Origin of the sequence: Thermithiobacillus tepidarius DSM 3134 (assembly GCF_000423825.1) — a bacterium.
Taxonomy (GTDB): domain Bacteria; phylum Pseudomonadota; class Gammaproteobacteria; order Acidithiobacillales; family Thermithiobacillaceae; genus Thermithiobacillus; species Thermithiobacillus tepidarius.
Map to the genome: position 1 here is coordinate 171954 of NZ_AUIS01000005.1, position 21269 is coordinate 193222.

Annotated in this window: 21 protein-coding genes; 6 read left to right on the forward strand and 15 right to left on the reverse strand. The window is 67.3% G+C overall.

Features of this window, described 5'->3' with window-relative positions:
• The first annotated feature begins 44 nt into the window (after positions 1 to 44).
• Positions 45 to 830: a thiazole synthase gene (locus G579_RS0103490; RefSeq protein ID WP_028989064.1), complete on the forward strand. Its 786-nt coding sequence runs from the start codon at positions 45 to 47 to the stop codon at positions 828 to 830.
• Between the two features lie 470 nt (positions 831 to 1300).
• Positions 1301 to 2230 (forward strand): UTP--glucose-1-phosphate uridylyltransferase GalU, encoded by a 930-nt coding sequence (gene galU, locus G579_RS15665; protein ID WP_051180798.1) that lies wholly within the window; start codon positions 1301 to 1303, stop codon positions 2228 to 2230.
• Positions 2231 to 3003: 773 nt separating this feature from the next.
• On the opposite strand, the gene G579_RS0103500 is transcribed toward galU, so the two are convergent.
• From G579_RS0103500 to purD, 14 genes are all read right to left on the reverse strand, one after another.
• Positions 3004 to 3414 carry a Mov34/MPN/PAD-1 family protein gene (locus G579_RS0103500; protein ID WP_028989065.1) on the reverse strand — a complete coding sequence of 137 codons (411 nt, stop codon included), beginning with the start codon at positions 3412 to 3414 and terminating at the stop codon, positions 3004 to 3006.
• Positions 3405 to 4190 (reverse strand): HesA/MoeB/ThiF family protein, encoded by a 786-nt coding sequence (locus G579_RS0103505; RefSeq protein WP_028989066.1) that lies wholly within the window; start codon positions 4188 to 4190, stop codon positions 3405 to 3407. The genes G579_RS0103500 and G579_RS0103505 overlap by 10 nt, the downstream gene beginning before the upstream one ends.
• A 90-nt stretch (positions 4191 to 4280) precedes the next feature.
• Complete coding sequence (locus tag G579_RS0103510; RefSeq protein WP_051180799.1) at positions 4281 to 4739, reverse strand: hypothetical protein; 459 nt, start codon at positions 4737 to 4739, stop codon at positions 4281 to 4283.
• 59 nt (positions 4740 to 4798) lie between these two features.
• Positions 4799 to 5887 carry an AI-2E family transporter gene (locus G579_RS0103515; protein ID WP_038017874.1) on the reverse strand — a complete coding sequence of 363 codons (1089 nt, stop codon included), beginning with the start codon at positions 5885 to 5887 and terminating at the stop codon, positions 4799 to 4801.
• A gap of 10 nt (positions 5888 to 5897) precedes the next feature.
• Positions 5898 to 7112 carry a malic enzyme-like NAD(P)-binding protein gene (locus G579_RS0103520; protein ID WP_028989069.1) on the reverse strand — a complete coding sequence of 405 codons (1215 nt, stop codon included), beginning with the start codon at positions 7110 to 7112 and terminating at the stop codon, positions 5898 to 5900.
• A gap of 31 nt (positions 7113 to 7143) precedes the next feature.
• Positions 7144 to 7662, reverse strand: coding sequence for a hypothetical protein (locus G579_RS0103525; protein WP_155989730.1), 519 nt, complete (start codon positions 7660 to 7662; stop codon positions 7144 to 7146).
• Between the two features lie 63 nt (positions 7663 to 7725).
• A complete protein-coding gene (rpmE, locus tag G579_RS0103530; protein ID WP_028989071.1) occupies positions 7726 to 7929 on the reverse strand; it encodes a 50S ribosomal protein L31 in 204 nt (67 codons plus the stop codon).
• Positions 7930 to 8045: 116 nt separating this feature from the next.
• Positions 8046 to 9302, reverse strand: coding sequence for a transcription termination factor Rho (gene rho / locus G579_RS0103535; RefSeq protein ID WP_028989072.1), 1257 nt, complete (start codon positions 9300 to 9302; stop codon positions 8046 to 8048).
• 305 nt (positions 9303 to 9607) lie between these two features.
• A complete protein-coding gene (trxA, locus tag G579_RS0103540; RefSeq protein ID WP_028989073.1) occupies positions 9608 to 9934 on the reverse strand; it encodes a thioredoxin TrxA in 327 nt (108 codons plus the stop codon).
• A gap of 201 nt (positions 9935 to 10135) precedes the next feature.
• Entirely contained in the window at positions 10136 to 11263 is a 1128-nt protein-coding gene (locus G579_RS0103545) for a quinone-dependent dihydroorotate dehydrogenase (protein ID WP_028989074.1), read from the reverse strand.
• Between the two features lie 2 nt (positions 11264 to 11265).
• A complete protein-coding gene (gene hemF, locus G579_RS0103550) occupies positions 11266 to 12156 on the reverse strand; it encodes an oxygen-dependent coproporphyrinogen oxidase (RefSeq protein WP_028989075.1) in 891 nt (296 codons plus the stop codon).
• Positions 12157 to 12190: 34 nt separating this feature from the next.
• Positions 12191 to 13828 (reverse strand): sulfate permease, encoded by a 1638-nt coding sequence (sulP, locus tag G579_RS0103555; RefSeq protein ID WP_028989076.1) that lies wholly within the window; start codon positions 13826 to 13828, stop codon positions 12191 to 12193.
• 65 nt (positions 13829 to 13893) lie between these two features.
• Positions 13894 to 14463, reverse strand: a complete 570-nt coding sequence (locus tag G579_RS0103560; protein ID WP_028989077.1) for an L-threonylcarbamoyladenylate synthase — start codon at positions 14461 to 14463, stop codon at positions 13894 to 13896.
• Positions 14460 to 15734 (reverse strand): phosphoribosylamine--glycine ligase, encoded by a 1275-nt coding sequence (purD, locus tag G579_RS0103565; RefSeq protein ID WP_028989078.1) that lies wholly within the window; start codon positions 15732 to 15734, stop codon positions 14460 to 14462. Before purD ends, G579_RS0103560 begins: the two co-directional genes overlap by 4 nt.
• A gap of 238 nt (positions 15735 to 15972) precedes the next feature.
• Here purD and G579_RS0103570 point away from each other — a divergent pair, with 238 nt between their 5' ends.
• From G579_RS0103570 to G579_RS0103585, 4 genes are all read left to right on the forward strand, one after another.
• Complete coding sequence (locus G579_RS0103570) at positions 15973 to 17025, forward strand: c-type cytochrome (RefSeq protein WP_028989079.1); 1053 nt, start codon at positions 15973 to 15975, stop codon at positions 17023 to 17025.
• Positions 17022 to 17477 (forward strand): DUF302 domain-containing protein, encoded by a 456-nt coding sequence (locus G579_RS0103575; protein WP_028989080.1) that lies wholly within the window; start codon positions 17022 to 17024, stop codon positions 17475 to 17477. Before G579_RS0103570 ends, G579_RS0103575 begins: the two co-directional genes overlap by 4 nt.
• 258 nt (positions 17478 to 17735) lie before the next feature.
• Entirely contained in the window at positions 17736 to 18380 is a 645-nt protein-coding gene (locus tag G579_RS0103580) for a hypothetical protein (protein ID WP_028989081.1), read from the forward strand.
• 48 nt (positions 18381 to 18428) lie between these two features.
• Positions 18429 to 19571, forward strand: coding sequence for a cache domain-containing protein (locus G579_RS0103585; protein WP_028989082.1), 1143 nt, complete (start codon positions 18429 to 18431; stop codon positions 19569 to 19571).
• A 456-nt stretch (positions 19572 to 20027) separates the two neighbouring features.
• Here the strand turns inward: G579_RS0103585 and glcF are convergent, their stop codons facing one another.
• Complete coding sequence (gene glcF, locus G579_RS0103590; RefSeq protein ID WP_028989083.1) at positions 20028 to 21269, reverse strand: glycolate oxidase subunit GlcF; 1242 nt, start codon at positions 21267 to 21269, stop codon at positions 20028 to 20030.

Sequence of the window (21269 nt, forward strand, 5' to 3'; positions counted from 1 at the left end):
CCGGTCCCGTAAAAGCCGAACCTTCATCTTTTTAGGATCTCGCCATGCCACACTCCCACGATCCCCTCGTTATCGCCGGGCGCGAATACCGCTCCCGCTTGCTGGTCGGCACGGGCAAGTACAAGGACCTGCAGGAGACCCGGGCCGCCATCGAGGCTTCGGGGGCGGAGATCGTGACCGTGGCCATCCGCCGGACCAACCTCGGCCAGAACCCAGACGAGCCCAATCTGCTGGACGTGATCTCGCCCGAGCGGTACACCATCCTGCCCAACACCGCGGGCTGCTACAGCGCCGAGGACGCTGTGCGCACCTGCCGGCTGGCCCGCGAGCTGGGCGGCTGGGAGCTCGTGAAGCTGGAGGTGATCGGCGATCCCAAGACCCTGTTCCCGGACATGGTGGAAACCTTCAAGGCCGCGGAGGTGTTGATCAAGGACGGCTTCCAGGTGATGGTCTACGCCACCGACGACCCGGTGGCCTGCAAGCACTTCGAGGAGATGGGCTGCGTGGCGGTCATGCCGCTGGCCGCGCCCATCGGTTCGGGCCTCGGCATCCGCAACCCCTACAACCTCAAGCTGATCCTGGAACAGGCCCGGGTGCCCATCCTGGTGGACGCCGGCGTGGGCACGGCCTCTGACGTGGCCATCGCCCTGGAGCTGGGCTGCGACGGCGTGCTGTTGAACACCGCCATTGCCGCCGCCCGCGACCCGGTGCTCATGGCCCGGGCCATGAGGCTCGGCGTGGAAGCCGGGCGGGCCGCCTTCCTGGCCGGCCGCATGCCGAAGAAGCTCTACGCCACCGCCAGCAGTCCGCTCGACGGCACGTTCTTCTAGGCACAGGAAGCGGCAGGCTGGCACCCTGCCGCCTGATTGGTGGAAGCGTCAAAAATCGGGTTGTTTCTTGAAAATCACAAAAATACCCCATTATTTCCACCCTATCCCGCTGAAGAACCCCGTCCTTCCCAGAGTTGCCTGCCCGTTCTGTTGTTCCCATTCTCCATGCAGAGTCGCCGGCCCTCGGCTATCGGCCCTTTGTTCCACCTCTCTCCCGGTGCTTTGGGCGCCCCTTTGTCATGATACAAACGTTACATTTCCCCAACTCGGGAATGCGGTAACCTTTTCTCCCTCCAAAGGCTGAGCAACTTTCCCGGATCCGGGCAATCTAACTGGCAGGTTCGCGCCTCCCGGACCAGCGCCGCTGATCCGGCATGCGGATGCCGCTCGCCAGCAGGTCACTTCACAGCCTCCCTCGCAGTTTTCCCGGCGGAGGCGGATAAGCTGTAAGCATGCGAGAGGAGCAACAGATGCAGACAGTCAGGAAGGCTGTTTTCCCCGTGGGCGGCATGGGCACCCGTTTTCTGCCGGCGACCAAGGCCAGCCCGAAGGAGATGATGCCCATCGTCGACAAGCCGCTGATTCAGTACGCGGTGGAAGAGGCCATCGCCGCCGGCTGCGACCAGCTCATTTTCATCACCGGGCGCGGCAAATGGGCCATTACCGACCACTTCGACGTCTCCTACGAACTGGAAATGGAGCTGAAGCAGCGCGGCAAGCTGCAGCTGCTGGAGATGGTGCACAGCATCCTGCCGGACCACGTCTCCGCCGTCTTCATCCGCCAGCCGCGGCCCTTGGGTCTCGGCCACGCCGTGCATTGCGCGCGCAGCGTCATCGGCGGCGAGCCCTTCGCGGTGCTGCTGGCGAGCAATCTGATGATGGCGCCGGAACCGGTGCTGGCCCAGATGATGACCCAGTACGAGCGCTTCAACACCGCCATCCTGGGCGTGCAGGAAGTGCCGCCGGCGGTGACCACCCAGTACGGCGTGGTGGAGGGACGGCCGTGCGACCATCACCTTTATCAGGTGACCGGCATCGTCGAGAAGCCCAAGGCGGAGGACGCGCCTTCCAATCTGGCGGTGATGGGCCGCTATATCCTGCCGGCGCGCATCTTCGATCACCTGGAACAGATCCCCAAGGGCGCCGAAGGGGAGATCCAGCTCACCGACGCCATCGCCCGCCTGCTGGACGAGCAGCAGGTGCTGGCCTACCGCTTCCAGGGCAAGCGCTTCGACTGCGACTACAAGCTCGGTTACCTCAAGGCCACCATCGAATTCGCCGTGCAGCACCGGGACGTGGGCCACGGGTTCGCGGACTACCTGCACGACTTGTGCGCCAGCGGGCGCTTTGCCAATCCGCTGGAGTCGGTGGAGCAGGAAGAAGAGCTGGTGGAGGACTGATCTTTCGGATGCCCAGGGCTGGCAAGGTGGCGCAGGAGCGGCTGCAGTGAATTCGCTGCCGGATGGGGTTTGCAGCTTGGGCTGAGCGCCGCGAAGCCCAACCGGTTTGGCTTACTTTTGGTTGCTCACTGCGTTCGCTTTCGCTCTCGTTGCGCTCATGAAACGGGCAATGCCCGTTGCCTGAGGCGCCGCAGGATCCGACAGCGCAACGGTAATCTCCCGTTGGTCGTTTTGCCGTTCGCTGCGCTCACTCTCGCCTGCGGCTCGCGAAACTTCGCTGCGCTTGTTTTGCCGCTCCGGTGGGTCGCTCGCGGTTGCGCCTCGCGCAGCTCCCTCCGGTCGGTGTCTCTGATTGGCCCAAGAGCAAGGAAGCAAAGAGCAAGGCCGGCTGTCGCCCCTGGCTGTAGGAGCGAGCTTGCTCGCGATGGCTCGCCAATCGATATGGCTGATCGCGAGCAAGCTCGCTCCTACACACCAACATACCGGCCTGCCAAGCTTGGCATGGCACCGCAGCCGCCTGGAACACCCGCTCCCGCCGGGCGCGGGCCGGGTGAGGGGCGGCACGGCGAGCGCCTGATCATCGCCCTAGGGTCGTGCGGCCGCCCCTGTATCGCGGGCAAACCCGCTCCTACAATTGCAGGACGCCAGCGTGGCCGATCTGGCGCCAGGCTATGCCGAGGTTGTCGGAGCGGCCTCAGCCGCAGCCGTGGATATGCGGCCGAGGCCGCGCTCACGCTTGATTCCGCCCGATCCCCGCTTCAGCGAGGCGCCCGTCACTCCGGAGCAAGCCCGATGTCCATTTCTTCCACCTTTTTTCCTTCCAAGCGGAAAGCGCGCAGCTCCAGCACGCCTTTGGTATTCAGGGAAACGATCAGATAAAGCGCCTCCGGATAGGCGCTTTCGGCCAGGTCCGTGGCACTAGGGTAGGCCGGCGCGTGCGGGTGGGAGTGGTAGATGGCAAAAAGCGTCTCACCGCTGTCGCGCATGGTTCGGAAAACGTCGATCTGGGCGCTTTCGTCCATGGCGAAGCGGCGCGGGTCGTGCAGGCGGTTGGGTACCGGGTAGAGGGTGGTGGGCTGTTCCCCGCGGGCGCCGATGAGGCCGCAGACCTCCTCGCCCGGGTGCTGCTGGGCCTGGGCCAGGACTTGATTGACGAGGGTGCGCGGCAGGCGAATCATGGGCATCGTGCCTTCTGGTCAGTGGAGGCTTGCCGGCTGCCGCAGACGGCGCAGGCGGGGTCCTTGGGCAGGCGCATGCGGCGCCATTCCTGGGTCAGGCCGTCCACCATCAGCACCTGGCCGGCCAGCGCCGACCCGAGGCCCGCCAGCAGCTTGACCGCTTCCAGCGCCTGCAAACTGCCGAGCAGGCCCACCATCGGGCCCAGGATGCCGCTGCGGGAGCAGGTATCCTCGCCGCTGTCCGCCAGATGGGGCGGATAGAGGCAGGCGTAGCAGGGACTGTCGGCCTGCCGGGGATCGAAGGTGTAGACCTGGCCCTCGAAGCGGATGGCGGCGGCGCTGATCAGCGGCTTGCCGGCGGCCCGGCAGGCGGCGTTGACGGCGAAGCGGCTGGCGAAGTTGTCGGTGCAGTCGAGCACCAGGTCCACCGCCGCCACCCAGGCCGGCAGCGTGTCGGCATCGGCAAAGGCCGGCAATACCCGCAGGCGCACGGCCGGATTCAGGGCACGCAGCCGCAGGGCGGCGGATTCGGCCTTGTTCATGCCCACATGGGCTTCGTCGTGGACGATCTGGCGTTGCAGGTTGCTCCAGTCGACGCGGTCGCCGTCCGCCAGCCGCAGCTCGCCGACGCCGGCGGCGGCCAGGTACTGGGCCACCGGCGAGCCCAGGCCGCCGAGCCCCAGGATCAGCACCCGGCTGGCCAGCAGCCGTTCCTGGCCCGCCACGTCGATGCCGGGCAGCAGGATCTGGCGGCTGTAGCGGAGGAGTTCCTGGTCGTCCATGTGTGGTTTGTGATTCGTGATTCGTGATTCGTGATTCGTGATTCGGCTTTTCCCTGTTTGCGTTTCACGACTCACGTTTCACGACTCACCTCAAAAAGAGCCATAGGGGGTCTCGATGCGGTTGTCGCTGACGGGGATGCCCGTCTCGGCGGCGAAATGCCCGGGCTGCACCTGCAGGCGTGCGTGATAGCGGTCCAGGATGTCGTCCAGCATCCACAGGATCTCGCTCGGATGCGCGGCGGTGCCGTTTTTCACCAGGTGGCGTATGTAAAGGGCCTCGCGGTCGACGCGCACCAGCAGGGGCAGCGGCAGTTCCAGCGGCGCAATGAAGCCATGCACCACCCATTCGATGGGGGTGGGAGGCTGGCCAGGCGCGATGCGCAGATCCACGCGGAAATGGCCGCCGCCGCCGGGTTGCTTGAGCAGTTCCTCGAACCAGCCGACAGGAAAGCCGGCGTGAACGATGAGCGTGCGCCGCGCGAAGCGCTCCAGGAAGCGCGCCTGGTGGCCGAAGGGGTCCGGGGGCGGGCACAGGGTGCTTGGGTTCATGAAAGTATTCTGCTGACGATTGCCAGGCGGGTCAATCGCCCGGCTGGCGCTGGAGCGTTTCAGAGCTCGCGCCCGACCATCGCGTTCCTTTCCAGGATGCCTTCCAGCCACTCCCGCCAGACGGCGATGAGGATGGCCAGGATGACCGGGCCGATGAAGAGGCCGACCAGGCCGAAGGCGCCCAGGCCGCCCAGCACGCCGAACATGACCAGCAGGAACGAGATCTTGGTGGCGCTGCTGATCACCAGCGGGCGGATGAGATTGTCCACCCAGCTTACCACCAGAGCGCCCCACAAAAAGAGACCAATGCCGGACCAGGTGTGCCCTTCCACCAGCAGCCAGATGCTGACGCCGCCCCAGACGAAGGGGGTACCGAAGGGGATGAGGGCGACCAGGGCGGTGACGATGGCCAGGATCACCGGCGCCGCCACGCCGGCGACCCAATAGCCGAGGCCGGCCAGGAAGCCCTGGGCCAGGGCGGTGAGGATCAGGCCGTAGACCACCGCGCGCACGGTGCCGCCGATGGCGGAGAGATAATCGTGGGCACGCTCGCCGATCAGGCTGACGGCGATCAGGCGGATCTGCTGCAAGAGGCTCTCGCCGTGCCGATACAGGAAGTAGGCGCTGAACAGGGTGATCACCGCCTTGGCGGCGATGCGGCCCACGCCGCCCAGGATGCCGGTCACGTACCCGGACCACTGGCCGGCCCACTGCAGGACCTGTTGGCCGAAGGCGGGCGTGCTGCGGATCAGTTGTTCCCACTGGCGCTGCAGGAGTTCCCCGACTACCGGAATGCCGCCCAGCAGTTCCGGGACGGAGTGCTCGCCGCTGGTGACGTAGGCATTGATCCGCTCGAAGGCCAGGGGCGCTTCCCGGGCCAGGGACAGGATCAGCCACAGGGTGGGCAGGATGAAGAGCAACGCCAGCGCGGCAGTCATGAGCAGGGCGGCGAGGCCGGCCCGCTCCTGCAGGCCGCTGCGCAGGGCCTGGTGGAGCGGCCAGGTCACGTAGACCAGGATGCCGGCCCAGGCCAGGGGAATGAGGAAGGGCCGCAGGACCACATAGGCCAGCGAGACCAGTCCGATGAAGGCGACGGCGAGAGCAACCCAGCGCCCCAGGATGCTCGTATCGACGTCGCCCAGTCTCATGACGGTCTCCTCACCGGCGGGCAACCCCGCTGTCCACGGCCGCCCGCGCCACCGCGCCGGACACCCGCTCCAGCAGGCGCGGGTCGAGCGGCTTGGGAATGATGTAGTCCGGACCGAAGCTGAGCGCATCCACGTTGTAGGCCCGCAGCACCTCGGCGGGCACCGGCTCGTGGGCCAATTGCGCCAGCGCCTGCACCGCCGCGCTCAGCATGGCGTCGTTGATGGTGCGCGCCTGGGCATCCAGGGCGCCGCGGAAGATGAAGGGGAAGCCGAGCACGTTGTTGACTTGGTTCGGATAATCGGAGCGCCCGGTGGCCATGATGACGTCGGGGCGCACCGCCCGCGCCGCCGCCGGGGTGATCTCCGGGTCCGGGTTGGCCAGGGCGAAGACGATGGGCCGGTCGGCCATCTGCGCCAGCAGTTCGGGCGGCAGGGCATTGGCGGCCGACACGCCGATGAAGACGTCGGCGCCGGGCAGTACGTCCGCCAGGCGGCGCGCGGCGGTATCCACGGCGAAGGGGCGGCTATAGTCGTTCAGGTCCGGGCGTCCCGCGTAGAGCACGCCATCCTTGTCCACCAGTGTGATGTCTCGGGCGCCGAGGGTGCGCAGCATGCGCATGCTGGCCAGGCCGGCGGCGCCGGCGCCGAGGCAGACGATGCGCACCGCTTCCAGACGCTTGTCCACCAACTCCAGGGCGTTGAGCAGGGCGGCGGCGATAATCACCGCGGTGCCGTGCTGGTCGTCGTGGAAGACCGGGATGTCCAGGCGCTCGCGCAGGGTGTTCTCGATGCGGAAGCAGTCGGGCGCGGCGATGTCTTCCAGGTTGATGCCGCCGAAGGTCGGGGCGATGGCGCTGACCACGTCGATGAAGTGGTCGGCATCGCGCGCCTCCACCTCGATGTCGAAGACGTCGATATCGGCGAAGCGCTTGAACAGCACCGCCTTGCCTTCCATGACCGGCTTGCCCGCCAGGGGTCCCACGTTGCCCAACCCCAGCACCGCCGTGCCGTTGCTGATGACCGCCACCAGGTTGCCCTTGCTGGTGTAGCGGTAGGCGGCGTCCGGCTCGGCGGCGATGGCGCGCACCGGCTCGGCGACGCCGGGGGTATAGGCCAGGGACAGGTCGCCTTGGGTGGCGCAGGGCTTGCTGGACTGGACGCTGATCTTGCCGGGCCTGGGCTCGGCGTGGTAGCGCAAGGCGGCGCTGGCGAAATCCTGGTTCATGGAGGCGTTTCCTGGGGTTTGTAGAACGAAGCTAGACTAGCACATGATAAGCCGGAATTTCATTGGCTGATAGCCAGCGCTCGGCGATGTCCACCTGGGTGGGGCGCAGGGTGAGGACCAGGATCACCGCGCCGTCGGCCAGCTCCGCTTCCGCCAGGCCCCAGTCCTTCTTCGGCAGGCCGAAATCCTGCAGTTCATGGCTGCGGCTGGTCCGGAACAAGCGCCAGTAGAAGTGGGCGAACCAGCCCCACACGGCCCCGGACACCAGCATGCCGGGCAGCCACAGCCAATGGTTGCCCAGCAGCACGCCCGCGAGCCCGATGGGCAGGAAGGCGAGCGCGCCGCCCAGCACCCAACGCTTCGGCGAGCTGGGATGCGTCTGCCCGCCGCGCCATTGGGCGGCGTCGATCTCGCTGGGCAGTTCGCCGCTCAGGATATGGATCTGCTGCGGCGCCAAGCCTTCGGGCAAGGGCTTGGCCAGGATCGGCGCCAGCTCCTCCAGGCTGTCCAGCCGCCCCAGCAGGATGTGGCATTCTTCGGGATTGCGCATGGTGCTCCGCGCACGCAAAAAGGCGCCCAAAGGCGCCTTTTCAAGCCATCCGCGGCATGGTCCTTACTTCATGCCATACTTCTGGCGGAACTTGTCGACCCGGCCGCCCGTGTCGAGCACCTTCTGCTTGCCCGTGTAGAAGGGATGGCAGAGGGAGCAGACATCGATGTGGAGATCCCGGCCGACGGTGGAGCGCGTCGTGAACTCGCTGCCGCAGCTGCACGTGACCTTGATCTCGGAGTATTTGGGATGAATGTCGGCTTTCATGGTGTTGATCCTTGTTGACGCATCAAGCGTGTAAACTCAAATCCGAAATTATAAACGCGCGCCTTGCCTTCGTCCAGATTGCGCCGCGCCCCCGCGCGAGGGCGCAGCGGCGCTCGTCAGCGGTTCATGGAATCGAAGAATTCCGCGTTGTTCTTGGTGGCGCGCAGCTTGTCGAGCAGGAATTCCATGGCTTCCACCGGGTCCATGGGCGCCAGCAGCTTGCGCAGGATCCACATCTTGGACAGGATGTCCGACGGCACCAGCAGTTCCTCGCGGCGGGTGCCGGAGCGATTGATGTTGATGGCCGGGTAGATGCGCTTTTCCGCCAGCTTGCGGTCCAGGTGCACTTCCATGTTGCCGGTGCCCTTGAACTCCTCGAAGATCACCTCGTCCATCTTGGAGCCGGTGTCGATCAGCGCGGTGGCGAGGATGGTCAGCGAGCCGCCTTCCTCGATGTTGCGCGCGGCGCCGAAGAAGCGCTTGGGCTTGTGCAGGGCGTTGGCGTCCACGCCGCCGGTCAGCACCTTGCCCGAGGACGGGATCACGGTATTGTAGGCGCGCGCCAGGCGGGTGATGGAGTCGAGCAGGATGACCACGTCGTGCTTGTGCTCCACCAGGCGCTTGGCCTTCTCCAGCACCATCTCGGCGACCTGCACGTGGCGGGTGGCCGGCTCGTCGAAGGTGGAGGACACCACTTCGCCTTTCACCGAGCGCTGCATTTCCGTCACTTCCTCGGGCCGCTCGTCGATGAGCAGGACGATGAGATAGCACTCGGGATGGTTGGCGGTGATGGCGTGGGCGATCTGCTGCAGCATTACGGTCTTGCCGGTCTTGGGCGGGGCGACGATCAGGCCGCGCTGGCCCTTGCCCACCGGCGACACCAGATCCACCACGCGCGGCGTGATCTCGTCGAAGCTGTAGACGTCGGACTCCAGCTTGAGCCGGTCATTGGGGAAGAGCGGCGTCAGGTTGTCGAAGTGGACCTTGTGCTTGGCGTTTTCCGGCGGCTCGAAGTTGATGCTCTCGACCTTGAGCAGCGCGAAATAGCGCTCGCCTTCCTTGGGCGGACGGATCTGGCCGGCCACGGTGTCGCCGGTGTGCAGGTTGAAGCGCCGCACCTGCGAGGGCGAGACGTAGATGTCGTCGGGGCCGGCCATGTAGGAGCTGTCCGCGGCGCGCAGGAAGCCGAAGCCGTCCTGCAGGATTTCCAGCACCCCCTCGCCGTAGATGCTCTCGCCTTTCTTGGCGTGGGCCTTGAGGATGTTGAAGATCAGATCCTGCTTCTTCAGGCGGCTGACGCCCTCGAGATTCAGGTCCTGGGCAAGTTGCGCGAGTTCCGAGGCGGTTTTTTGTTTCAGTTCGGTCAGGTTCATGAGTGTAGATAGGGACGGACTCAAAGGGGTGGCTGTTGGAAATCTAAAGAATACGGGAATACCGCAGCAGGCCACTTGCCGGATCACCCGGGGCACGTTTTTCTTATGCTGTCCAGCACAGCCCTTTTTTATGTGAAGAGCGGAACCTTATCGGGCGTGGGGAGGAAAGCAGCGGAACGGCAAGCGACTTGTTGGAATGGTTCAGAAAAATAACACTTCTGGATGAAAACCGCTAGTCCTCCGGAAGGCGGATCTATCGGCCCTGCCGGCAGGCGGACCGGCCGGGACGGACCCGGCCGTGCATCCTACAGATTGGCATCCAGGAAGGAGGACAGCTGAGACTTGCTCAGTGCGCCCACCTTGGTGGCTTCGACCGCGCCGTTCTTGAAGAGCATCAGGGTGGGAATGCCGCGGATGCCGTACTTCGGCGGCGTCGCCGGATTCTCGTCGATGTTCAGCTTGGTCACCTTCAGGCGGTCGCCGTATTCCTTGACGATTTCGTCCAGGATGGGGGCGATCATCTTGCAGGGGCCGCACCATTCCGCCCAATAGTCCACCAGCACCGGCTTGTCGGACTTCAGTACTTCGCTTTCAAAGGTATCGTCGGTTAGATAAACAATGGCGTCGCTCATAGAGCCATGTCTCCTCGGTTCGGGTCGGTGGCCTGGGGCCGGTTTATTATTGGAATCATTTAAAAGCAAGCGCCTTGTCATTGCAACCCGGGGCACAGGCAGTCAGGCGCTCCGCGGAGCGCTGCCGCTTCGCGTTGTTGTGGGCCAGCGGGTCAAGTTAATAGATACACCATGCCATATCCCTTGGCAAGGGCGCTCCGGCTAGGCCTGATCCGCCCCCACTGCTTCCGCCACCCGGCCAAAGCCGTCGCGATCCAGCAGGTTCAGCAGCTCGCGCTTGATCCGGCGGGCGATCTCCGGCCCTGCATAGATGAAGCCGGTGTAGACCTGCACCAGGCTGGCGCCGGCGCGGATCTTTTCGTAGGCATCCAAGCCGCTGCTCACGCCGCCCGCGCCGATGAGAGGCACGGCGCCACGGGTGATGCGCGCCAGGGTGCGGATCACCTCGGTGCTGCGCGCCCGCAGAGGCTGGCCGCTCAGGCCGCCGGCCTCGTCCGCGGGCCGGCGCAGGCCGTCACGGCCCAGGGTGGTGTTGGTGGCGATGAGGCCGTCGATCAGGGTGCGTTGGGCGCCGGGCGCCCCGTCGTCCCGGCTTCCTCCGGCAACCGCCAGCTCGCCGATGGCCTCCAGGTCTTCGGGGGCGAGGTCCGGGGCGATCTTGAGGAAGACGGGCAGGGGCGGGCGGCCGTGCTGCCCGGCCAGACGCCGGTTGGCGGCCTGGACGGCGGCCATCAGCTCGCGCAGGTAGTCGGCGCCCTGCAGCAGGCGCAAGCCGGGGGTGTTGGGGGAGCTGACGTTGACCACGCAGTAGTCGCCGTAGGGAAAGAGCTTGTCCAAAGCGGCCACGTAGTCCTGGGCGGCGTCCTCCAAGGCGGTCAACTTGTTCTTGCCGAGATTGATGCCGATGGGTACGGGCTGACGGCCCAGCCGCGCCAGCCGGCCCGCCACCATCTCGGCGCCGTCGTTGGGAAAGCCCATGCGGTTGATGATCGCCCCGTCGTCGGGCAGGCGGAAGATGCGCGGCTTCGGATTGCCGGGCTGCGGGCGCGGCGTGACCGTGCCGATCTCCACGAAGCCGAAGCCCAGTGCCGCCAGGGCGGGCACGGCACGGGCATTCTTGTCGAAGCCGGCGGCCATGCCCATGGGATTGGGGAAACGGATGCCGCAGATCTCCTGGGCCAGGCGCGGGTCTTCCAACTGAAAATGGCTGCGCAGTGCGGCGCGGCTGACGGCGCAGCCGCCCGCCTTTTCCAGGGCGGCAATGGCCAGGTCATGGGCCTGCTCGGGATCGAGGCGGAAGACGGCGGGCTTGAGAAGCTGGTACAGCATGTCTAGGCCCAGTCGCGCGCCGGCAGGAACTGCTCGTAAAGCGCCGCCTCGGGCGTGCCGGGCGCCGGCTGCCAATTGTATTCCCAGCTCACCAGCGGCGGCAGGGACATGAGGATGCTCTCGGTGCGGCCGCCCGACTGCAGCCCGAAGAGGGTGCCGCGGTCGTAGACCAGATTGAATTCCACGTAGCGGCCGCGGCGGTAGAGCTGGAACTGGCGCTCGCGCTCGCCGTAAGGAATGGCCTTGCGGCGTTCGACGATGGGCAGGTAGGCGGGCAGGAAGCTGTCGGCCGCCGTTTGCCAGAAGGCCTGCAGCTTGGCGTGGTCGCCGGTGAGGTCGTCGAAGAAGATGCCGCCCACGCCGCGCGCCTCGTTGCGGTGCTTGAGGAAGAAGTAGCGGTCGCACCAAGCCTTGAACTGGGGATAGTAGTCGGGATCGTGGGCGTCGCAGGCGTCCTTCAGGGTGCGGTGGAAGTGGCGCGCGTCCTCCTCGAAGCCGTAGTAGGGCGTGAGGTCGGCGCCGCCGCCGAACCACCAGATCTCGCCGGCCTCGAAGTAGCGGAAATTCATGTGCACCGTGGGCACATAGGGGTTGTGCGGGTGCAGCACCAGGGATACCCCCATCGCGGTGAAGGGCTGGCCGGCCAGCTCCGGGCGGCTGGCGGTGGCCGAGGGCGGCAGGGTGGCGCCCCAGACCTTGGAAAAGTTCACGCCGCCCTTCTCGAAGACGCCGCCGTCGCGGATCACCCGGGTGCGCCCGCCGCCGCCCTCGGTTCGGCTCCAGGCGTCCTCCTGGAAGCGGCTCTGGCCGTCGGCCGCTTCCAGGCCGGCGCAGACGCGGTCCTGGAGGTCGAGCAGAAAGCTTTCAACGGTGCCGAGATCGGGTTTGGACATGGTTCACGCTCTTCGCTTGGGGTTTGGCCATAGCTTAATCCGCCGCGGCGGCCTTGGCGATAGCCTGGCTGAGCTGCGGGACCACCTGCTCCCGGCCCAGGCGCTCGAGCAGGCCGGCATTCTCCAGCTTGCGCAGCACGGTGGCGTTGGCCTGGCAGAGGATGACGCGGGTCTGCCGCTGCTGGAAGCGGCCGATGACTTCCTCCAGGGTCTGCAGGCCGGTGGCATCGATAAAGGGCACGCGGCCCAGGCACAGGATCACCGTGCGCACCCGCGCATGGATGCCGGCCATGGTGCGCTCGAAGGTCTCCGCCGCGCCGAAGAAAAAGGGACCTTCGATGGTGTAGACCAAGGTGTCCGGCGGCAGGGCCGCGGGTGCCGCCGGGAACTCGGCGGCCAGCCGGTCCGCGTCGAGCCCCTCGATGCGGACGGTCTGGGCCATGCGATGCATGAAGAGCAGGGCGGCGAGCACGACGCCGACGTTGACCGCCACCACCAGGTCGGCGAAGACCGTCAGGGAAAAGGTGATGAGCAGCACGATCACGTCGTTGCGCGGAGCGTGGCGGAGCATGTGCCAGAAGTGCCGCGCTTCGCTCATGTGGTAGGCCACCACGAAGAGGATGGCCGCCAGCGCGGCCAGCGGAATGTAGATCGCCAGCGGCGCCAGCACCAGGATGACCAGCAGCAGGGTCAGCGAGTGGACGATGGCCGCCACCGGACTGTTGCCGCCGTTGCGGATGTTGGTGGCGGTGCGGGCGATGGCGCCGGTGGCGGCAATGCCGCCGAAAAGCGGGGTGACGATGTTGGCGATGCCCTGGCCGATGAGTTCCTGGTTGGAGTCGTGCCGGGTGCCCGCCATGCCGTCGGCCACCACCGCCGAGAGCAGGGACTCGATGGCGCCCAGCATGGCGATGGTGATGGCCGGGCCGATGAGCTCCACCAGGCGGGTAAAGCTGATTTCCGGCATCTGCAGGGCGGGCAGGGCTTGCGGGATGCCGCCGAAGGCGCTGCCGATGGTGGCGACGCCGTCGAAGTGGAAGACGGCCTGCAGCGTGGTCACCGCCACCAGGGCCACCAGCGGGCCGGGCACGCGCTTGATCAGGCGCGGCGTGAGCACCAGCAGGGCCAAGGCCAGCAGCGCCAGGGCGGTGGTGGCCGGATGGAACTGGGGCAGCGCCTGCAGGAGGTGCCAGAGCTTCTGGTGGAAGTGTTCGCCGCCCGGCGCGGGGACGAGGCCGAAGAAGTCCTTCCACTGTCCGACCCAGATGATCACGGCGATCCCGGCAGTGAAGCCGACCACCACCGGATCGGGGATGTACTTGATCACGCCGCCCAGGCGCGCCAACCCCATGGCCAGCAGCAGGAAGCCCGCCATCATGGAGGCCAGCAGCAGGCCGTCGATGCCGTGTTGGGCGGCGATGGCCGCGAGGATGACGATGAAGGCGCCGGTTGGGCCGGAAATCTGCACCCGGCTGCCGCCGAAGAGCGCGGTCAGCAGGCCGGCGATGATGGCGGTGTAGAGCCCCTGTTCCGGCTTGGCGCCGGAAGCGATGGCGAAGGCCATGCCGAGCGGCAGCGCCACCACGCCGACGATGATGCCGGCAACGATGTTGGGCAACAGGTGTTCCCGGCGCAGCAGGCCTGCGCGCCGGGCTTCCAGGATGGCAATCACGTGCCGCTCCGTCGGGCTTGGAATGTGAAAAGAGAGGGGAAAGTCGCTTTATTGTAGGGCTTGCCCTAAGCGCCGCGCAAGACGCGGCCGCTGCGGGTATCGATGATGCGGCTCGGCTGCCTGGCCCGGCCGATGGGGCCGACCAGCACGGCGTCCACCCGCCGGCCCAGGCGGCGCCGGACCTCGGCGGCCGTGCGCGCCGGCCGTTGGCCGCCGGGATTGGCGCTGGTGGACACCAGGGCCATGCGCGCGGCCCGGCAGAGATCCCGGGCCGGCGGATGGGCGTCCTCGCGCAGGGCGATGCCCGTGTGCCGGCCGCGCAGCCAGGGCGGGCAGCGGCGGCTGGCGGGCAGCACCAGGGTGACCGGGCCCGGCCAGCTGGCGTTCATCAGCTGGCGCATCTCGGCGGTGATGCCGCCGAGGTCCATGAAGGGCAGCAGTTGGCGGCGGCTGGCGCCGATCACGATGAGCCCCTTGCGCTGCGGGCGCTGCTTGAGGCGCAGCAGGCGCAGGACGGCGCGGCGGTTGAAGGGGTCGCAGCCCAGGCCGTAGCAGGAGGCGGTGGGATAGGCCACGACGCCGCCCCGGCGGATGACGTGGGCGACGCGCCCGAGCTGGCTGGCCCAGGTCTTCATCGGGCTTCTTCCCGGGCAATCGCCCGGTAGCCGATGTCGTGGCGGTACTGCGCCCCGGGCCAACCGATCCGGTCGACGGCGGCGTAGGCGCGGGCCTGGGCATCGCGCACGCTGTCGCCCAGGGCGGTGACGCCCAGCACCCGGCCGCCGCTGGTGAGCACTTGGCCGCCCTTGAGTTCAGTGGCGGCATGAAAGACCTTGGCCGCGGGATCGGTGACCTGCGCCAGGCCGCTGATGACGTCGCCCTTGCGGACCTGCTCCGGATAGCCCACGGCGGCCATGACCACGCAGAGGGCCGGGCGCGGATCCCAGGCCAAAGACTGGGCGGCCAGCCGGCCGTCCAGGGCGGCCTCCAACACCGCCACGAGATCGCTCTGCAGGCGCATCAGGATGGGCTGGGTCTCAGGATCGCCCATGCGGCAGTTGAACTCCAGCACCTTGGGCTGGCCGTCCACGATCATGAGGCCGGCATAGAGAAAGCCGGTGTAGGGAATGCCCTCGGCGGCCAGGCCCTGGATGGTCGGCAGGATCACCTGCTCCATGATGCGCGCGTGGGTGGCGGCATCCACCACCGGCGCCGGGGAGTAGGCGCCCATGCCGCCGGTGTTGGGGCCGCGGTCGCCGTCCAGCAGGCGCTTGTGGTCCTGGGAGGTGGCCAGCGGCTGCACCTGGCCGTGGGCGGCGAGCACGATGAAGCTGGCCTCCTCGCCGGGCAGGAACTCCTCCACCACGATGCGGCCGCCCGGCTGCAGCCATTGGCGCGCGGCCTCCAGGGCCTGCGCCTGGGTCTCGGCGATGACCACGCCCTTGCCCGCCGCCAGCCCGTCGGCCTTGATCACCACCGGCAGGGAATGGTCGCGGATGTAGGCTTCCGCCGCGGGCAGCTCCTCGAAGTGCCGGTAGGCGGCGGTCGGGATGCGGTGGCGCGCCAGGAAGTCCTTGGCGAAGGCCTTGCTGCCTTCCAATTGCGCCGCCTGGGCACTGGGACCGAAGATGCGCAGGCCGGCGGCCTGGAAGGCGTCCACCACGCCGGCCACCAGCGGCGCCTCGGGACCGACCACCGTGAGATCGATGGCTTGCGCTTGCGCAAATGCCAGCAGGGCGGCGATGTCGGTGGCGGCGATGGCCACGTTCTGCACCTTGGGCTCCAGGGCCGTGCCGCCGTTGCCGGGAGCGCAGAAGACCTGGGCGACCTGGGGCGACTGGGCCAGCTTCCAGGCCAGGGCATGCTCGCGGCCGCCGTTGCCGATGACGAGGACTTTTTTGTTCATGGGTTGGCCTTTCTAGCAACTGGGAAAGGGATAGTTTAAAGCATCAGGCGGGGAGGAAAGTAGTCGGCGCCGGGCATGGTCTCCGGCTCCGTCCGAGGATGCAGGGAGGCGGCAACGGAAACGGCTATACTATCGAGGCGTCGCCGGGCACCGCGGGCCGTGCTTGACAGAGTGGGAGAGCTTGATCTATTTAAGAATATAAGGGTTTTATTATCTTTTGTGTGGCGGGAGAGAAAGCATGTCGCATCGCGCTATCACGTGGTTGTTTGCCGCCTTTCTCGCCGTGACGGCCACGGCGGCAGCCGCGGCGCCCGACGGCGCCCGGCTGTTTGCCCGCCACTGCGCCGCCTGCCACGGCGAACAGGGCAATGGCGGCATCGGCGTGCCGCTGGCCCTGCCCTCCTTCCAGAGGACCATCAGCGACGACTACGTCCGCCAGACCATCCGCCGCGGCCGACCAGGTCGCATCATGCCGGCCTTCTCCCAACTCCGGGCCGACGAGGTGGAAGCTCTGGTCCGCTACGTGCGCAGCTGGAATCCGGGGCCGGCCGTCCATTACGCCGCCACGCGCGTGCGCGGCGATCCGGTGCGCGGCCGGGCGCTCTTCGCCGCCCAGTGCGCGGCCTGCCACGGCGCCCACGGCGAGGGTGGCAAGGGCACCGGCGTGACCTTCTCCCGGCCCCGCGACCTGCCCATCATGGCCCCGGCGCTGAACAACCCCGGCTTTCTCGCCGCCGCCCCCGATGCCATGATCAAGGCCACCCTGATCCACGGTCGGGAAGGCACGCCGATGGTTTCCTTTCTCAAAAAGGGCCTGAGCGAGCGCGACATCGACGACGTGGTCAGCTACGTGCGCAGCTTCGAGAAGGCGCCGGCGCCCGCGGGGGTGTTGTCCCTGCAGGACGAGCCGCCGGTGATCGTGCGCGAGTCGCCTTACGACCTGAAGACCACGATCGAGCGGACCAAGGCCGCCATTCAGCGCAATGACTTCTTTTTCGGACGGATGCAGCCGCTCGACTACGGCCTGGTGCCGGAGGAGCGCAGCGACCCCCATCAGGTGGTGCTCTACTTCTGCGACATCCAAATGCTGAACCAGGCCCTGGCGGTGGATCCCCGCGTGGGCATGTTCCTGCCCTGCCGCATCACCGTGGTGGAGCGCGATGGCCGGGTTTCGCTGATGTCCGTGAATCCCAAGGTCATGAGCCCGCTGTTCAACAACGCCGAACTCAACAACCTGTGCCAGCGCATGGGTGCCAACTATGCCCGGATCATGGAGGAGGCCGTTCGATGAAAGCCTGGATTGCACTGGCATTCTGCCTGAGCCTGCTGCTGCCGGGCGCGCCGGCCCGCGCCGAGGATCTCTTTCTGGTCCGCTCCGATCTGCCTTCGCCCGAAGCCATGGCCCAGCTGCAGGACGCCATCGTCGAACGCGGCTACACCATTTCGCGCCTGCAGGACGTGAGCGCGAGCCTGACCAAGCGGCATTACAAGAGCGACAGCTACCGCGTGGTGTTTTTCGGCAAGGTGGATGAAATCCGGCAGCTGAGCGCCGCGCATCCGGAGCTGATCCCCTATCTGCCTCTCAGCATCACCATTTTTGCCGAAGGAGAGCAGAGCATTCTTATCGCCAGCCACCCCCGCTTCCTGGGTACCCTGTTTCCCGATCCGGCCCTGCAGCCGATGTTCGCGCGCTGGGAAAACGATCTCAGCAGTATCCTGGACGCCGTCCGCGCGGCCGACTGAAGCACGCCGCCGCTGCAACCGCGCTTGGCAGCGGCGCGTTTCCAATTTCCATTTCTCGACTAATATCCCCGTGAGCGCATGGGCGGCAGCCCTGTGCGGGCGCCGCCGTTGGCCCATGCCGGCTGCGCTCGGCACGGCGCCGGCGTCTTTGGCACAACAAGAAACCAGGCAGAAAAACGAAAAAACGGTCCCGCCAGCCGCCCGCCAGGGCGCTGCGCTGGATGGACATGCAACGCAACGTCATCTTGAGGTCGGCAAGTGGACAAGCAATCGCAAATTCGCCGCGTCATCGCGGCTGCTCTGCTGGGCAGGCTGGGGGAGGAGGAAACGCTGGCCCTGCTGCAGCACTGGATGGATCACTACGCGGCCGGCGCCGAAGCGAAGCTGACGTTTGCCCTGTTGGATTTCCTGCGCGTGGGCGTGGGCACGCGCTTCGGCGCCGAGGAGCGCCGACGCATCTATCAGGAGATGGTGGCCGGCCTGGCCAAGCCCCTCGCCGAGTTGGGCCCGGACCTGTGGGCGGAGCGCGGGCCTTCGGCGCAGCCCGCGCTCATGGACGCGGTGTCGGATGAGCTGCTCGCGGTGCGGCGCCAGATGATGGGCGTGGCCGCGCAACCTCAGGCGGCGCGGCCGACGGCGCCGTTGCCCCGTCCGGCTGCGAGTGCCGCCCCGGCGCCTGCGCAGCCGGCGCCCGCCGCCGCTGTTCCCCAGCCCCCGCAGCCGCCGTCGGCCGCGCCGAAGCGGCAGGCCCAGGCCGCTGCCGCCAGCGCCGCCCAGCGGGACGCCCAAGAGCCCGACGCTCCGGCGGCAAAGCCGGCCAAGACCGGCAAAGCCGGGAAAGGGGATGCGCTGTACGGCCTGGACGAGGCGGTCTTCCGCGACATCTTCCTCAACCACGACTGAAGCCGCGCCGTTGGCTGTCCATAACAACTAGACCATCCAGGAAAGAACATGCCGAAATCCGCTCTCACCCGCAGCTTCCTGAAGCGCTACGTGCCGCTCTTCACGCTGAACGCGCTGATCATTCTGAGCATCATCGGGGCCAGCCAGTACATCCTGATCAAGTACTACGACCAGGACAAAATGGCGCTGGTGCGCAACGAGTTCACGGAAATGCAGACCCTCTACGGGCGACAGGCGCTGAGCATGGCGCAGACGCTGGCGCAGAATCCGGAGATCATCCGCGCTTTCCAGATGGCGCCTTCCGCGGAGCAGCGGGCCGTGTTCACCCGGCAGGCCGGCGACATCTATGAGACGCTCAGGGCGGAATACAAGCGTCCCCTGATCAACTTCCATGGTCAGGATCAGGTGCTGTATCGCCTGTCCAAACGGGACATGTTCGGCGACAGCCTGCCGCGCCGGCCCCACCTCTTCCACGCCCTGCGCACCGGCGAGCCCGGCGCGTCCCTGGAAATCCTGAAGCTCGGCTTCGCCATGAACGGCCTGGCGCCCGTAATCGCGCCGACCGCGACGGGGAATGCGGTCTTCGGCGTGGTGCAGGTGAGCCTGCCCTTCTCCGAGCTGTACAAGAAGATCCGGAACAACATCCCGGGCTCGCAGATCGCGGTGCTGGTGGAGACCAAGCGCACCACCGCGCAGGTGGAGAAGACCGAAGGCAAGCAGCTCGGCCGGATGACCCTGGCGCATGCCAGCACGCCGGCGCTGGAAAGCTATGTGTCCGACCATGCCGAGACCCTGAGCGACGGCTATACCGGCTATGCCCGGCTGGAAGGGCAGCTGTACCGGATTTTCGTGCAGAAGATCCCCGGTTTCCAGGGCAATTCGGTGGGCCTGCTCGTGTTCGGCTACAACGTCGACGACGTGGTGCGCTACACCATGATCGCCGTGGGTGCTTCCCTGGCTTTCGTGATCCTGTCCTTCCTGGTCATCGGCTGGGTGCTGGAACGTTTCGTGGAGCGCAAGATCATCGATCCGGTGACCGGACTGGCGGTGCGCGTGCGCGACATCTCCATGGGCAAGCAGCTGGAGCAGGCCATCCACGAAACCGAGAGCAACGAGATCGGCACCATCCAGGCAGCCGCCGAGCGCCTGCGCAAAACCCTGTTGAACATGCTCAAGCACATACAAAAATAAGCCAGTGCAGCGGGCCTGGCCCGCGGCTGTTCAACGGGGTGTTTCAAGGCGGAGCCGGTTGCTCCGCCTTTTTGTTTGGTGGTCTGGGGCTGGGTGGGGTGGGGGTGGGGATGTGCTTGGGGCCGGCACGTGCCCACGCTCCGCAGACCCGCTCCCGCCGGGAGCGGGCAGGGTGAGGGCCAGCGGGGGCGATCCCCGTCGGTTCGCGCGGGCCGTGCCGCTGCCCGTGGTGGTAGGAGCGGGCTTGCCCGCTATAACGGTGCCGCTCGATCAACCCGATCGCGGGCAAGCCCGCTCCTACAGCCGGGGCGCGACAGCGGGGTGGTCCGTGTGGCGTTCGGGCGGCGCCGCGGCTCCCCCAAGCCCCGCATGCCTTGCTGGGGCAGCGCGCAGGCGCACCCCGGGCGCCCTCTTCACGGGAACGGGCGGGGTGTTTGGGCGGCGTTGCGTAGTCGCTTAGCCGGTGCGGGGCTCGCCTGCTGCGGGGATATCCGGGTCCAGCAGTTCGATCCAGTGCCGCACGGCCATGTCGGTGCCGCCTTGCAGGTGGGTCAGGCAGCCGATATTGGCGGTGGCGATGAGGGCCGGGGCGCCCGCTTGCAGGGCGGCGAGCTTGTCGTCGCGCAGTTGCCGGGACAAGTCCGGCTGCAGGATGGAGTAGGTGCCGGCTGAGCCGCAGCAGAGATGGGCGTCGGGCACGGGCGTGAGCTCGAAGCCGGCGCGGGTCAGGATGTCCTCCACCAGGTTGGGCAGCTTCTGGCCGTGCTGCAGGGTGCAGGGGGCGTGGAAGGCGATGCGCCGTGGCCCGGCGGGTACCTGCAGCGGGGTGAGGTCCTCGGCTGTCAGGATCTCGCCGATGTCGCGGGTCAGCGCGCTGATGCGCGCGGCCTTGGCGGCGTAGGCCGGGTCATGGCGCAGCAGGTGGCCATACTCCTTGACCAAGGCCCCGCAGCCGCTTGCGGTCATGACGATGGCCTCGGCCCCGCTCTCCACCGCCGGCCACCAGGCGTCGATGTTGCGGCGCATGAAGTCCAGGCCCTCGTCGTGGGCGGCGAGGTGATAACTCACCGCGCCGCAACAGCCGGCGCCCGGCGCGCGCAGCAGGCTGATGCCCAAGCGATCCAGCACCCGCGCCGCGGCGGCATTGATGTTGGGGGCGAGCCCCGGTTGCGCGCAGCCGTCCAGCACCAGCATGCGGCGGGCGTGGCGCGGGGCGGGCCAGGGACCGGGGTCCTGGCGCGGCGGCACCGCGGCGCGCAGGCGGGTGGGCAAGAGGGGCCGGAACCACTGGCCGAAACGCAGCAGCGGCGTGAAGCGGCGGGGATAGGGGATGACCCGGCGTAACGCCTGGCGCAGCAGGCGTTCGCGCCAAGGCCGGGCGACCCGTTCCTCCACCAGCTCCCGGCCGATGTCCGCCAGGCGGCCGTACTGCACGCCGGACGGGCAGGTGCTTTCGCAGGCGCGGCAGGTGAGGCAGCGGTCCAGGTGGCTCTGGGTCTTGCGGCTGGGTGTTGCGCCCTCCAGCACCTGCTTGATGAGGTAGATGCGCCCGCGCGGGCCGTCCAGCTCGTCGCCGAGAAGCTGGTAGGTGGGGCAGGTGGCGGTGCAGAAGCCGCAGTGCACGCAGGCGCGCAGGATGCTCTCCGCCTCCTGGCCGGCCGGGGTCTGCTTGAAATGGTCGGTGAGTTGCGTCTGCAT

Excerpts from the sequence above, each read along its gene's own strand:
- G579_RS0103505 (WP_028989066.1), bottom strand. The coding sequence starts at position 4,190 with ATGGACGACCAGGAACTCCTCCGCTACAGCCGCCAGATCCTGCTGCCC.
- hemF (WP_028989075.1), bottom strand. The coding sequence starts at position 12,156 with ATGTCCAAACCCGATCTCGGCACCGTTGAAAGCTTTCTGCTCGACCTC.
- G579_RS0103570 (WP_028989079.1), top strand. The coding sequence starts at position 15,973 with ATGTCGCATCGCGCTATCACGTGGTTGTTTGCCGCCTTTCTCGCCGTG.
- G579_RS0103545 (WP_028989074.1), bottom strand. The coding sequence starts at position 11,263 with ATGCTGTACCAGCTTCTCAAGCCCGCCGTCTTCCGCCTCGATCCCGAG.
- galU (WP_051180798.1), top strand. The coding sequence starts at position 1,301 with ATGCAGACAGTCAGGAAGGCTGTTTTCCCCGTGGGCGGCATGGGCACC.
- G579_RS0103520 (WP_028989069.1), bottom strand. The coding sequence starts at position 7,112 with ATGAACCAGGATTTCGCCAGCGCCGCCTTGCGCTACCACGCCGAGCCC.
- rpmE (WP_028989071.1), bottom strand. The coding sequence starts at position 7,929 with ATGAAAGCCGACATTCATCCCAAATACTCCGAGATCAAGGTCACGTGC.
- G579_RS0103525 (WP_155989730.1), bottom strand. The coding sequence starts at position 7,662 with ATGCGCAATCCCGAAGAATGCCACATCCTGCTGGGGCGGCTGGACAGC.
- purD (WP_028989078.1), bottom strand. The coding sequence starts at position 15,734 with ATGAACAAAAAAGTCCTCGTCATCGGCAACGGCGGCCGCGAGCATGCC.
- G579_RS0103560 (WP_028989077.1), bottom strand. The coding sequence starts at position 14,463 with ATGAAGACCTGGGCCAGCCAGCTCGGGCGCGTCGCCCACGTCATCCGC.
- G579_RS0103500 (WP_028989065.1), bottom strand. The coding sequence starts at position 3,414 with ATGCCCATGATTCGCCTGCCGCGCACCCTCGTCAATCAAGTCCTGGCC.
- G579_RS0103575 (WP_028989080.1), top strand. The coding sequence starts at position 17,022 with ATGAAAGCCTGGATTGCACTGGCATTCTGCCTGAGCCTGCTGCTGCCG.
- G579_RS0103585 (WP_028989082.1), top strand. The coding sequence starts at position 18,429 with ATGCCGAAATCCGCTCTCACCCGCAGCTTCCTGAAGCGCTACGTGCCG.
- glcF (WP_028989083.1), bottom strand. The coding sequence starts at position 21,269 with ATGCAGACGCAACTCACCGACCATTTCAAGCAGACCCCGGCCGGCCAG.
- G579_RS0103490 (WP_028989064.1), top strand. The coding sequence starts at position 45 with ATGCCACACTCCCACGATCCCCTCGTTATCGCCGGGCGCGAATACCGC.
- trxA (WP_028989073.1), bottom strand. The coding sequence starts at position 9,934 with ATGAGCGACGCCATTGTTTATCTAACCGACGATACCTTTGAAAGCGAA.
- rho (WP_028989072.1), bottom strand. The coding sequence starts at position 9,302 with ATGAACCTGACCGAACTGAAACAAAAAACCGCCTCGGAACTCGCGCAA.
- G579_RS0103515 (WP_038017874.1), bottom strand. The coding sequence starts at position 5,887 with ATGAGACTGGGCGACGTCGATACGAGCATCCTGGGGCGCTGGGTTGCT.
- G579_RS0103510 (WP_051180799.1), bottom strand. The coding sequence starts at position 4,739 with ATGAACCCAAGCACCCTGTGCCCGCCCCCGGACCCCTTCGGCCACCAG.